Here is a 13,349-nt window from a genome sequence, read left to right as displayed (position 1 = left end):
TGGAAAGGCATCCATTACACCATTAAACGAGCCTTTATACATTATTGATGGTGTTCCTGTGAATCCTAATGATTTTAAACAGTTAAAACCTGAAAACGTTAAAACTATAAACGTCCTTAAGGACATAGCAGCAACTTCTTTATACGGAAGTAGAGCATCAAATGGTGTCATCATGATAACCACAAAAAACGGAACTTATCAAAATCTTTCCAAAAAAGAACTAGAAAAAAGACTCAAAAAATTGAACAAAAATAAAAAGGAAGAACAAATAGTAGTTCCACCAAAATCTATCGAAGTTTTACAAGAAGACTATGAAAATTTTGTAGAAAATCAATTCGAAAGTCCAAAATCAGCACCACTTTCCACTTTCTCGATTGATGTTGACAACGCTTCTTATACCAACGTACGACGCTTTATCAACAACGGACAAACCGTTCCGAAAGATGCCGTGAGAGTCGAAGAAATGGTCAATTTTTTCAAGTACAAAAATCCACAACCACAAGACCAAAATCCGTTTTCGATTACTACGGAATATAGTGATTGTCCTTGGAATCAAAAACACCAATTGCTAAAAATTGGTTTGCAAGGCAAAAATATTCCAACGGATAATCTGCCAGCTTCCAACTTGGTTTTCTTGATTGATGTTTCAGGTTCGATGAGTGATCCCAACAAATTGCCTTTACTGAAACAATCACTGAAAATTTTAGTAAACGAACTCCGAAAAAAAGACAAAGTAGCCATTGTGGTTTATGCTGGTGCAGCAGGAATGGTTTTATCTCCAACATCTGGAGATGAAAAGCAAACCATAATTGATGCGTTGGAAAAACTCAATGCTGGCGGAAGCACAGCTGGTGGAGCTGGAATAGAATTGGCTTATAAATTAGCTCAAGAGAATTTCGTCAAAGGAGGAAATAACAGAGTAATCTTGGCTACTGACGGCGATTTTAACGTGGGCGCATCTTCCAATACCGACATGCAAACCTTGATTGAAGAAAAAAGAAAATCAGGTGTTTTCTTGACTTGTTTGGGCTATGGAATGGGCAATTACAAAGACAGCAAAATGGAAACCTTAGCCGACAAAGGCAATGGAAATTATGCTTATATTGACAATATTCAAGAAGCCAATCGTTTCTTAGGTAAAGAATTCAAAGGTTCAATGTTTGCTATCGCAAAAGACGTGAAAATCCAAATTGAATTCAATCCAAAACATGTTCAGGCGTACCGCTTAATTGGCTACGAAAACAGAAAATTGCGCCCTGAAGATTTTACAAACGATACCATTGATGTAGGAGAACTAGGTAGCGGCCATACAGTAACTGCTTTGTACGAAGTGATTCCAACTGGTTTGGAAAATAAATTTATTAACAATCAACCTGATTTAAAATACACAAAAGTTTATCCAAACGAAAGTAATTATAGTGAAGAGCTTGCAACCATAAAACTCCGATATAAAAAACCTGATGGTGAAAAAAGTATCGAAATGGTAAAGGCTATTGAAAACAAATCAATTCCGTTGAAAAATTCGTCCGATGATTTTAAATTTAGTTCCGCTGTAGCTTGGTTTGGGTTGAAATTAAGAGATTCAAAACTGGTATCTAATAAATCTTCTGAAGAAATTAAAAAACTGGCAAAAGAAGGATTGTCGAATGACGAAGACGGTTATAAAGCAGAGTTTGTCCGTTTGGTAGAAACTGTGAAATAATTATTTTAACCCGAGTTAAGTTATTCCAATCTGCAAATGTTGTGTATAAAGATACACTGCATAAACTTCTCAATACAATTCGCACTCAAAGTGAGTTATATTGAGAAGTTATTGTCAAAAAAACTAAAAATGATAAAATGAAACTAATTTTTTTAATAATAGCTTTTCTTACAATAGTCCAATCTACTTTTTCTCAAACAGATAAAAAAGTAAACAATCCTATTTCAGCAAGTAAAATACATATTGTTTCAATAGATCCTGTTTATTTCGTACTGGGAACATTAAGTGATTATATGGGGCGTTTTTATGCTGTAAAAAGAGAAAAGCAAGTTGACAGATACTATCCTTTTGAAAAACCACTAGTAAATTATTTGAGTTTATATATTAAAACTGAATTAAATATTACTGTTGAAACAATTTTTCAAAAATCGAATCACTGTGAAATGTATTCCCAAGAAATTTCAAAAAAAATGAATAGTTTTTATGGCGAAAAAGATGAACTCTTAAATAACAAATTTGAAACGAATGAGCAGATTTATTCCTTTTTAGCAGGTGTTTATTACAGATATGGTGAAAAATTGGATTCTTCTATTTACAAAATTCAATTAACTAACTCAACTAAACATCAAAATTGCAACGAATTCCTTAAACAGGTTGGTTGTAAAAACATATTATATGAATATTTGCAGAATATTCCAGCACAATTTATATATTACTTTGAACCAACAGCTGATTTGAAAAAATATTTTGATGCTATTGAGGCTGAAAGAGTAATACTTAAAAAATCATTTTATGATAGTACAGCAAAAATGATGGAGGGTGGTATAACGAAAACAGACTTAGAAATGAGTTTACAAAAATTAAAAGCGGAGGGAATTGAAAAATTTAAAAAGGCTTCCAAAAAATAAATATCTTAACTTTGTTTCTGAACAAAAACAAAGCAAAAAATGACAGATTTAAAAAATAAAAATGCCCTAATCACCGGCGCAGGAAAAGGAATTGGAAAAGCAATTGCTTTGGCATTAGCTAAAGAAGGTGTAAATGTAATTTTAGTGGCGCGAACAAAAGATGAAATAGAAAGTGTTGCCATCAAAGCACGTTCTTTACGTGTAAAAGCACTGGCAATTACTGCTGATATTGGTGATATCAATTCGGTAAACAGTGCAGTAGATAAAGCCTTAGCTGAATTTGGAACCATTGATATTTTAATCAACAATGCCGGAATAGCCGCTTTTGGAAAATTCTTAGAATTAGAACCAACGGATTGGGAACGCATCATTCAGGTAAACCTTATGGGAACCTATTATGTAACCCGTGCTGTTTTGCCAAATATGATCGAAAGACAAACAGGTGATATCATCAACATTTCTTCAACAGCCGGTTTAAGCGGAAATGCTTTAACCAGTGCCTATAGCGCTTCTAAATTTGCCGTTTTAGGATTAACGGAATCACTGATGCAGGAAGTTCGAAAGCATAATATTCGTGTAACAGCATTAACGCCGAGTACTGTTGCGACTGACATGGCCAAAGAATTAAAATTGACAGACGGTAATCCAGAAACTGTAATGCAAGCAGAAGATATGGCCGAATTAATCATCGCCCAACTCAAACTAAACCGACGCGTATTTATCAAAAACAGTAGTATTTGGTCTACGAATCCTTAAAAGTAGTCGAAAGTCAAAAGTCTTAAAGTCGAATGGACGATAAGTACTATAAAAACCATTAAGGGATTAAGAAAATTAAGCGTAAAACTTAATGAACTTAATCCCTTAATGGTTTTTTAATCTTTTGCTTACATGACTTATATGTTTAAAAACTAAACCATACTCGTAACAAAATCCATTCGTACACTTCCATCTTCATCAATTTTAGTCAAATTAATGTCATGCAACGTATTGACTAATTCTGGATTCCAAGGTGTTTTTACTTTTACGTAATTTTCAGTAAAACCGTGAATATACCCTTCTTTATTTTCACTTTCGAACAAAACAGTTCTATTACTTCCCAATTGGCTTTCGTAAAAAGCACGACGTTTTTTTACGGACAACCCACGTAACATTTTGCTGCGTTTGGCACGAACATTAGCAGGAACAACTCCTTCCATTGCAGCTGCTTCGGTATTATCCCGTTCCGAATACGTGAAAACGTGTAAATACGAAATATTCATTTCATTCAAGAAATGGTAGGTTTCTAAAAAATGCTCGTCTGTTTCACCCGGAAAACCTACAATTACATCTACGCCAATACAAGCGTGTGGCATTACTTCCCGAATTTTATTTACTCTTTCGGTATATACTTCACGTTGGTAACGACGTTTCATTAATTTCAAAATATCATTGCTTCCAGATTGCAACGGAATGTGAAAATGCGGGACAAAAGTTCTACTTTTTGATACAAATTCTATCGTCTCATTTTTCAATAAATTGGGTTCAATAGATGAAATTCGCAATCTTTCAATTCCTTCTACTTTGTCTAATTCCTGAACCAATTCTAAAAAAGTATGCTCGTGTTTTTTATTTCCAAATTCTCCTTTTCCGTAATCCCCAATATTTACTCCGGTAAGAACAATTTCTTTGATGTTTTGTTTTGAAATCTCTGCAGCATTTTTCAACACATTTTCCAATTCATCACTTCTCGAAATTCCTCTTGCTAACGGAATGGTGCAATACGTACATTTATAATCGCAACCATCCTGAACTTTTAAGAACGCACGCGTTCTGTCTCCTATTGAGTAACTTCCCACATAAAAATCAGCTTCGGCAATTTCGCAGGAGTGCACTTCGCCAAAATCATTTTTCGACAAATCGTTGATATAATCTGCCAATTTAAATTTTTCGGTAGCACCAAGCACTAAATCCACTCCATCTACACTCGCTAATTCTTCCGGTTTCAATTGCGCATAACAACCCACCGCCGCAACAAATGCTTTGTCATTCAATTTCATTGCTTTTCGCACGACTTGTTTGAACTGTTTATCCGCATTTTCAGTAACCGAACACGTATTAATCACATACATATCAGCTACTTCTTCAAAATCTACGCGGTCAAATCCTTCGTCTTGTAAGTTGCGGGCAATTGTAGAAGTTTCTGAGAAGTTTAGTTTACAGCCTAAGGTATAAAAGGCTACTTTTTTTCTATTTTCCATATTATAACTCAATTAATGAAATCGTTGTCAAAAAATTGAGTGCGCAAATTTACAAACTAAAATCTATTAATTTTTAGACGACAACAATTTTATTAAAAACTAAATCCGACACTCAGAATCGTTTAAGATCTTCGTATCGGATGATAAATTATTATTTTTTGCTTTACGATTTAATTCAAAATAAATCGTCGCACCACCTCAGCCACGCCATGATTATTATTAGAAGCTACAATAACATCTCCTTTATCTCTCAATTCAGGATCTACATTATCAACCCAAACGCCCAATCCGGCATATTCAATCATGGTTAAATCATTTCCTGCATTTCCTACAGCAATAATCTCACTTTGAAGAATATTTAGTTTCTCGGCTAAAAATTTGATACTGGCTCCTTTATCAATTCCGTTTTGCGCTACTTCAAGAAAAAATGGCTTTGACATACTCACACTTAGATGCGGCATTGCGGCTTTCAAGTCTTTTTCTACTTCTTTTAAGTAAGTTGGCTCTTCTAACAAAATACATTTGACAGCTGAAGACTGAACTTCTTCTTTAAAACTTACCACTTTATTGTGTTCTAAACCCGTAATATTTTTTTCGATTTCAATATATTCAGAATCCGTTTCACTTACAATTTTCCCATTAACGTAAGTAATAATGTGTGTCTTACTTTTTAAACTGTAATCATACAATTCATGGATTTGCCCTTGAGTTAACGTTTGCTCAAAAATGACTTTATCTTCTTTTAAATCAGTAATAACAGCTCCATTATACGATATCATATACGAATTATCCAATTGTAATTCTTTGGCGTAAACAATCATTGCTGGCGTTGGTCTTCCGGAAGCCAGAATAACATAAACTCCTAATTCCTGGGCCTTAAACAACATTGCTGCATTCTCTTCTGAAATGGTATGGTCATCGGTTAACAAAGTGTCATCCAAGTCTAAAACCAACATTTTATATTTCATTATTATTTTTTAAAAGTAGTAATTTCAATTACTGCGGATTCACAAATTACTTTTTCAAGTTGATTGAATTCTGACGAGTGTCAAAAATTTGAAGGATACGAATTTCAGTTTCAGAATGAATTTTATAATCTCGAACAATCATTCTTCTGAATGGTTCTCCTAAGAATTCATCTACTTGATATTGCTCAACAAAATGAATGTTTTTACTTTGAAGTACAATATCTCTGATAACGTTCCTAGCTCCTTGAGGAGATTTTAATTTAATAAATTCAAATAGTAGTTTTAAATCGGCTTTCCCTTCAGTATCCCAAAGTATGGTAATTGGCTTCTGCACATTACCACTTCTCGATTTCTTTTTCTAAATCTTCAATCGTTGTATATTCTCCCGATGAAATTCGTTCATCAGCCTCTTTTACCATAGCAACGTATTCTTCCTTATCAACTGGGTAACCACTTATGGTATGCGCAACAACTTCTTGGTCTAAAACAGATTTAAACGCAATTATTTTTTTTAGTTTACTTTCATCATTAATATGAAGTAACCAATCCATCAATTCTATTTTTTTTGCAGCTATGTCCATCTTATAGAGGTATTTGAATAGCAAATATATAAATTTAAATACTCATTCTGAATTCTTCAATAACAGGATTTACTTTTGCAAACTCAGTTTCCTGAACAAACAATTCAACCGCTAAATCTGAATTTCCAAATCCTCCCAATCGAGCCGATTGTATATTATTTTTCACTACTACATCGACGCCAATCGCTTCAATTTTTTCTTGTAAAGCCATTGCTAAAATCTCACTTCCCGAAAACACTTTCATTAATCCCATTTCACTCTTTATTTAATTATTTTGTACCGTTTTCTTCATCGCCTTCTAATTCCTCCTCCTCAAAATCCTCTTCTGCATCTACCTCCAAGTTTTCTTCCTCGTCAAAATCTTCTTCGTCTTCCTCTTCTCCATCAAAATCGAATTCATAAGGTTCCTCCAACATTTTCTCTGCAAGGATTTCAATACGTTCCGTGAATTGTTCCGAAAAAATAATACGTTGGGTTCTAACAATACTATTCGAAATACGCATGATTTTTGTTTCGTGTCGTAATTTCAAAATTGGATCTGCATCATCAAGGATAAACATTTTCAATCGGTTTACGTTAAATCCAGCCGTAGTGAACATTTCGCTCAACTTATTTGGCGTTCCAATCAACACATCAATTCCGCTGGAAATATAATTTTTATCGTATTCCATGTCGCCTTTATCATGAACACCATAAACTTCTAAATTAGAATTCTTTCCATATTTTTCAAAAAGCGATTCCATTTCCAATACTTTCGCTTTGTCTTCAACAATAATCAAAGCCCTTGGTGATTCTTCGGTTGCGCCTGCCAATCTCTGAATTACATTTAGCACAATTGTTGTTGATTTCCCGCTTCCTTTTGGTGCAATTATAATACAATCCGAACCACTTTTAAGTGTCGAAAATGTTTCTTTTTGCATCGCATTGGCTTCAGTCAAACCGTTTTCAATTAAGGCTTGTTGTAACTCTTCGTTTATTTTTTTTAGTTTCATTTATTTTATATTGAAAGATTTAAATATTCAAAAATTAAAAGATTAAAACTAGTGCCAAATCTTTAAATCAATACATTTTTAAATCATTAAATTAATTTTATTTAGACGCAAATAATGTCACATCATTTTCGGAAATTTCGCTTCCGCCAAGGATAATCAAGCGCTCTACAACATTTCGTAATTCACGGATATTTCCTGTCCAATCGTATTCTTTCAACAAATTAATAGCTGCTGAAGAGAACTTTTTGACTGCATTCCCTTGCTCCGAAGCAATCTTATCCGCAAAATGAGAAATCAACATCGGGATATCATCTCGTCTATCATTCAAAGCCGGAACTTTTATCAAAATCACTGCCAAACGATGGTATAAATCTTCCCGGAAACGCCCTTCGGCAATTTCGACTTTCAAATCTTTATTGGTAGCTGCAACCACACGAACATCGACTTTGATGTCTTTGTCTGCTCCCACTCTGGTAATCATACTTTCCTGTAAAGCTCGCAATACTTTGGCTTGCGCCGAAAGACTCATATCCCCAATTTCATCTAAGAAAATAGTCCCTTTATCTGCCGCTTCAAATTTTCCTGCGCGATCTTTTACAGCCGAAGTAAACGCTCCTTTGACGTGACCGAATAACTCACTTTCTATTAATTCGCTTGGAATAGCAGCACAGTTTACTTCGATTAAAGGGAAATTAGCGCGTTCGCTTTTCTCGTGTAATTGATGGGCAACCAATTCTTTTCCGGTTCCGTTGGGACCCGTGATTAAAACTCTGGCTTCGGTTTGTGCTACTTTCTCAATCATCACTTTGATGTGATTGATGGCTTCACTTTCGCCAATCATTTCGTAGTTTTTACTGACTTTTTTCTTCAGAATTTTATTCTCAACTACGAGCTGTTTTTTGTCTAAAGCGTTGCGAACCGTATTCAACAATCGGTTTAAATCGGGTGGTTTTGAAATATAATCAAACGCTCCCAATCGCATCGTGTTAATTGCCGTTTCCATATCGCCATGACCGGAAATCATCACCATAGGAATTTCGGGTTTGATTTTTTTGACTGCTTCTAATACCTCAACACCATCCATCTTCGGCATTTTGATGTCGCACAAAACCAAATCGTAATCGTTGTTCTTTATTTTTTCGAGACCTGCAACACCATCTTCGGCTTCTTCAACCTGATAAGTATCATTTTCTTCAGAGAGTATTTTTGTGAGTACTCTTCGAATTGCAGCTTCGTCTTCTATGATTAATATTTTTGACATATTTTTATTTTTGTTTAGCCCGAAGGCAAAAAAATTTAATTTCTAATTAACAGACAACGTTTTGAAAACTGATGCCCTAGCCCCGATTGAAGTGGAAATCCTTTTTATCCGCCTTTTCGGCCGATAAAAAGATTACTTCACCTAACCTTTATTTTCAGCGGAGTTCAGTGAACTTCGTTTGCAACGGAAAGCGGGAAATAGCTCCATAAATTAATTAAGTTTTAACAAAGCTGAACCGAGCTTTATTTAATATTTCAACCAGCGATACATTTCACTCCAAGTTGGCTTCTTGCCGTACATAAGTATCCCAATTCGGTACACTTTTGCAGCAAACCAAACGACACAAAAGAAGCTACCAAACAATAACGTTACAGATATGGCGATTTGCCACAAAGGTACGCCAAACGGAATTCGCATTAGCATTACGATAGGAGAAGTAAGCGGAATCATGGAGAAAACGACTGCAATTGTCCCGTGGGGATCATTGATAACCGTAAAAAACCCAACATAAACACTCAACATTAACGGCATAATGATTGGCAACAAAAATTGCTGTGAATCGGTTTGATTATCTACTGCGGCGCCAATTGCCGCGTAAAAGGAACTGTATAGAAAATAACCGCCAATGAAATAAATCACAAATCCAATCAAGATACTTGCAATGGGTAAATTCCATAATTCCTTAATATACATTTGGGCAGTTCCCGTCATTTCTTGCTGTGCAGTTTGCATCATTTCTGGCGAAACCCTGGCTGTAGGACCCACATTTACTCCTAAAAATGCCGAAGCTGCAAAAAGTAAAGACATTCCAATTATTGCCCAAATAAGGAATTGTAACAATCCTGCTAGTGAAGTTCCTATGATTTTTCCCATCATCAATTGAAATGGTTTCACTGAGGAAATTATAATTTCTACTATTCGGCTGGTTTTTTCTTCGATGACACTGCGCATCACCATGTTTCCATAAATGATTATGAACATCATAATAAGGTACCCAAATGCGCCACCAATCCCTATTTTGATTTCGTTAAGTCCTTTGACACTTTCTTCTCCAGATGCTTTTGTTAAGCTAATATTTACTTTTGATTGAGCATTTTTAATTGCCAAGGTATCTAAATGTGCTTTTTCTAAATTGCTTTTAGTTAATTTATTGGCAATTACATCCTGAACATTTTCAATGAATGAAATACTGGGACTGCTGTTTGAAATAAACTGGATTTTACTTTCGAAATCCTCAGTATTACTCGCCTTTGGGATATATAATAGTCCCTCATAGCTTTCCTTTGTGATACTATCTTTGAGAAATTTTAAATCAATTGCAGTTAAATCAAGGTATTTGTATTCCTCATTTTTATTGTTCTGCGACGTAAATTCCTTTACAAACAAACCTGATTCGTCATGAATAGCAATTCGTTTCGTGTCTGCTTTCATGGAACTTAAATATGCTACAAAAACGGCGATTCCCACAAATAATAACGGACTTAAAAAAGTCATGACAATAAAGGATTTATTCCGCACCTTGGCAATAAACTCTCTTTTTATAATTAATGATACTATAGACATTTTAGATTGTTAGATTGTTAGACATTTTAGACTGTTAGAATTACAAACCTTTAGATTTTCTAAAAATCTAAGAAGTCTGAAAAGTCTATTGCGTTACTGTTTGAATAAAAATATCATTTACACTTGGAATCTTTTCTACAAAATGGGTTACTTGTCCGCATTGTGTCAAAATATTCAATAACTCATTTGGTGTGGCATTCCCGAGTTGAATTTCCAGTTTTAATTCGTTGTTCAAGGATTTAAAAGTAGCCGGACCAACGGTGAATTTTTGCGTCAACGAATTCATTAAACTCTCTACATTATCCGATAAAATGCCCACTTCAAAACTATTGGTTTTAAATTGTCTTTTTACTTCGTCTAATTTTCCCTCTATGAGTTTATTCGATTTGTGGATTAAAGCAATATGATCACACAATTCTTCTACGCTTTCCATACGGTGTGTAGAGAAAATTATAGTCGCTCCGTCTTCTCGTAAAGCCAGAATTTCATCCTTGATAGTATTGGCATTTACGGGATCAAAACCAGAAAAAGGCTCATCAAAAATTAATAGTTTTGGCTTGTGCAATACACAAACTACAAACTGAATTTTCTGTGCCATTCCTTTAGAAAGCTCTTGGATTTTCTTATTCCACCATCCTTGAATTCCCAATCTTTCGAACCAATACTCCAGTTGTTTTTTGGCTTCAGCCTTTGAGAGACCTTTCATTTGGGCCAAATACAAGCATTGTTCTCCCACTTTCATAGTGTTGTACAATCCTCTTTCTTCGGGTAAATAGCCGATGTATTGAACGTGTTTGGGTTGTAGTTTTTCACCATCCAAAATAATTTCACCGCTATCAGGTAATGTAATTTGATTTATAATTCGGATTAAAGATGTTTTTCCAGCTCCGTTTGGACCCAAAAGTCCGTAGATACTTCCTCTTGGAATACTCATTGAAACCTCGTTGAGCGCCACATAATCACCGTATCGTTTTACAACCTTATTAACTTCTAAAATAGTACTCATGCTCCTTTTTTAATTGATGTAAAAGTAAATAATTAGTTTCATGTAAGTGCCATTTAATTTTTTACGAATTACAATCATTCTAACCAAAGTGTTGGCGAATGTTAACACCAAATAAGTAACACGTATCAATTTCAAAAAAAACCCATCCTTATTGTAGCAAGGATGGGTATTATATTTAAAACAGCTTAGATAAATTTTCTATTATGAAAACATGTCTTTTACTTTCTCAAAGAATGATTTATCTGATTTCTCTGGATTTGGGACAAAATTTTCGTCGTTTAGGTTTTTTTCGAAAAACTGTTTTTGTTCTTTGTTTAGTGTTTTTGGCGTCCAAACATTTACATGAACCAATAAATCTCCGTTGCCGTAGCCATTGATACTTGGAATCCCTTTGCCTTTTAATCTGAGAATTTTACCAGATTGAATTCCTTCTTCTAGTTTGATTCTCACTTTTCCGTTTATAGCTTCAATATCTTTGGAGATCCCAAGAACTGCTTCAGCAAAACTGATGTATAAATCATAGTGTAAATTCTCTCCTTCACGTTTCAAGAACTCATGCTCCAATTCTTCAATTGCAACAATCAAATCTCCTGGAATACTGTTTCCCGGAGCATCGTTTCCTTTATTAGAAACTTTCAATTGCATTCCGTCAACTACACCTGCGGGTATTTTTATAGACACTGTTTCGTCCTCAAGAATCATTCCTTGAGAATCAGCTTCTGATGGTTTTTTGTCTAATATTTGACCTGAACCACCACAAGTTGGACATGTGGAGGCCGATTGCATTCTACCTAAAATGGTATTTGTAACACGCATCACTTGCCCTTGACCATTACAAGTAGAACATGTTTTGTAGGACACTCCTGGCGCTTGAACTTTGCGTTTTACTTTTACTTTTTTCTCAACACCATTGGCAACTTCCTCTAAAGTTAACTTTACTTTGATTCGGAGATTACTTCCTTTAGCGCGACGAACACCTCCGCCACCGCCTCCTCCGAAACCACCAAAACCGCCTCCAAAGATATCACCAAACTGACTGAATATGTCATCCATATTCATACCACCTTGACCGCCACCACCGCCAAAACCTCCTGAGCCATCAAAAGCTTGATGACCGTATTGATCGTATTTGGCTTTTTTCTGAGGATCGCTTAAAACTTCATACGCCTCAGCGGCTAATTTGAATTTTTCTTCTGCCGATTTGTCTCCAGGATTTTTATCAGGATGATATTGAAGTGCGTTTTTGCGATATGCCTTTTTAATTTCTGCAGCATCAGCGCTCTTTGAAATGCCTAATATTTCGTAAAAATCTTTTTTCATTTTTTATTTTTTTTGTTGAAACACACCGCAGTGTATCTCAGCTCGGGTCAATTACTGTCCTAAAACAACTTTAGGAAAACGGATAATCTTATCGCCTAGTTTGTATCCTTTTTCAAGAACATCTACGATTTTACCTTTAAACTCCTCTGATGGAGCAGGGATTTGCGTAATTGCCTCAGCAAAATCTGCATCAAAAGCATCTCCCGCTTTAAGATCAACTTGTTCTAAACCTTTGGCAACAAGTGTGCTTTTTAATTTCTCATGGATCAACTCTACTCCTTTAGTCAAGAGCTCGTCATCTGATTTATTTATTTCAACTATCGCTCTATCGAAATCATCTAAAACAGGAAGCATCGCTAGTAAAACCTCTTGGTTAGCCGTTTTGAATAACTCAATACGTTCTTTTGAAGTTCTACGTTTGTAATTTTCAAATTCAGCAAATAATCGTAAATACTTGTCTTTCTCTTTAGCTAAGTCTTGAGTCAATTGCTCTTCTACACTCAGTTCTTCAATAATGATTTGCTCTCCATTTGCATTATTTTCTAATGTCACATCATCTATTTCTTGATCAATCTCGGTATTTTCAGTAGTCATATTACTTGTATTTTTAAAAATATTCTTAAACTTCATTTTATTCTTTTTTTGATTGCAAAAGTACTGCCAATTCTTTTAAAATGTCAAATTGTCATCTTTTTATTGTATTCACAATTTTAGCACAATTTCAAACGGTTTTTAATAAAATTTATCCTTTAAAATTTTAATATAATTTTAAGATTATCTGGCTATACTTTCAATAAATTTGATTTATTAA

At 34.7% G+C, this 13,349-nt stretch carries 14 protein-coding genes; 3 read left to right on the top strand and 11 right to left on the bottom strand.

Annotated features, from left to right (window positions below; genetic code table 11):
• The 3 genes from AC061C_RS14215 to AC061C_RS14205 form a co-directional block, all read left to right on the top strand.
• On the top strand, positions 1-1,702 hold a 1,702-nt coding region (locus AC061C_RS14215), incomplete at its 5' end, for a vWA domain-containing protein (RefSeq protein WP_478291717.1).
• Positions 1,703-1,839: 137 nt separating this feature from the next.
• Complete coding sequence (locus AC061C_RS14210; RefSeq protein WP_478291716.1) at positions 1,840-2,610, top strand: hypothetical protein; 771 nt, start codon at positions 1,840-1,842, stop codon at positions 2,608-2,610.
• A 39-nt stretch (positions 2,611-2,649) separates the two neighbouring features.
• Complete coding sequence (locus AC061C_RS14205; RefSeq protein WP_478291715.1) at positions 2,650-3,366, top strand: 3-ketoacyl-ACP reductase; 717 nt, start codon at positions 2,650-2,652, stop codon at positions 3,364-3,366.
• A 152-nt stretch (positions 3,367-3,518) separates the two neighbouring features.
• Here the strand turns inward: AC061C_RS14205 and mtaB are convergent, their stop codons facing one another.
• The 11 genes from mtaB to AC061C_RS14150 all read right to left on the bottom strand — a co-directional run bounded on the left by mtaB (position 3,519) and on the right by AC061C_RS14150 (position 13,168).
• The gene (gene mtaB / locus AC061C_RS14200; RefSeq protein ID WP_478291714.1) at positions 3,519-4,847 is read right to left on the bottom strand and encodes a tRNA (N(6)-L-threonylcarbamoyladenosine(37)-C(2))-methylthiotransferase MtaB; all 1,329 of its coding nucleotides are present in this window, start codon (positions 4,845-4,847) and stop codon (positions 3,519-3,521) included.
• A gap of 170 nt (positions 4,848-5,017) precedes the next feature.
• Positions 5,018-5,815 (bottom strand): Cof-type HAD-IIB family hydrolase, encoded by a 798-nt coding sequence (locus tag AC061C_RS14195; protein WP_478291713.1) that lies wholly within the window; start codon positions 5,813-5,815, stop codon positions 5,018-5,020.
• Between the two features lie 46 nt (positions 5,816-5,861).
• Positions 5,862-6,149 (bottom strand): hypothetical protein, encoded by a 288-nt coding sequence (locus AC061C_RS14190; RefSeq protein WP_478291712.1) that lies wholly within the window; start codon positions 6,147-6,149, stop codon positions 5,862-5,864.
• A 1-nt stretch (position 6,150) separates the two neighbouring features.
• Positions 6,151-6,396: a hypothetical protein gene (locus AC061C_RS14185; RefSeq protein WP_309756237.1), complete on the bottom strand. Its 246-nt coding sequence runs from the start codon at positions 6,394-6,396 to the stop codon at positions 6,151-6,153.
• Between the two features lie 34 nt (positions 6,397-6,430).
• Positions 6,431-6,649 (bottom strand): DUF2007 domain-containing protein, encoded by a 219-nt coding sequence (locus tag AC061C_RS14180; protein WP_073210556.1) that lies wholly within the window; start codon positions 6,647-6,649, stop codon positions 6,431-6,433.
• Positions 6,650-6,665: 16 nt separating this feature from the next.
• Positions 6,666-7,388 (bottom strand): DEAD/DEAH box helicase, encoded by a 723-nt coding sequence (locus AC061C_RS14175; RefSeq protein ID WP_478291711.1) that lies wholly within the window; start codon positions 7,386-7,388, stop codon positions 6,666-6,668.
• A gap of 97 nt (positions 7,389-7,485) precedes the next feature.
• Positions 7,486-8,649 (bottom strand): sigma-54-dependent transcriptional regulator, encoded by a 1,164-nt coding sequence (locus AC061C_RS14170; RefSeq protein ID WP_417945193.1) that lies wholly within the window; start codon positions 8,647-8,649, stop codon positions 7,486-7,488.
• A gap of 246 nt (positions 8,650-8,895) precedes the next feature.
• The gene (locus tag AC061C_RS14165) at positions 8,896-10,212 is read right to left on the bottom strand and encodes an ABC transporter permease (protein WP_478291710.1); all 1,317 of its coding nucleotides are present in this window, start codon (positions 10,210-10,212) and stop codon (positions 8,896-8,898) included.
• Positions 10,213-10,297: 85 nt separating this feature from the next.
• Positions 10,298-11,218: an ABC transporter ATP-binding protein gene (locus AC061C_RS14160; RefSeq protein ID WP_478291709.1), complete on the bottom strand. Its 921-nt coding sequence runs from the start codon at positions 11,216-11,218 to the stop codon at positions 10,298-10,300.
• Between the two features lie 201 nt (positions 11,219-11,419).
• Entirely contained in the window at positions 11,420-12,538 is a 1,119-nt protein-coding gene (gene dnaJ / locus AC061C_RS14155; RefSeq protein WP_478291708.1) for a molecular chaperone DnaJ, read from the bottom strand.
• Positions 12,539-12,589: 51 nt separating this feature from the next.
• On the bottom strand, positions 12,590-13,168 hold the full coding sequence (locus AC061C_RS14150) for a nucleotide exchange factor GrpE (protein ID WP_417976716.1): 579 nt from the start codon (positions 13,166-13,168) through the stop codon (positions 12,590-12,592).
• Positions 13,169-13,349: the final 181 nt, after the last annotated feature.

The sequence above is a fragment of the Flavobacterium sp. GNP010 genome (assembly GCF_056428945.1).
This window is presented reverse-complemented; position numbering and strand designations above follow the sequence as displayed.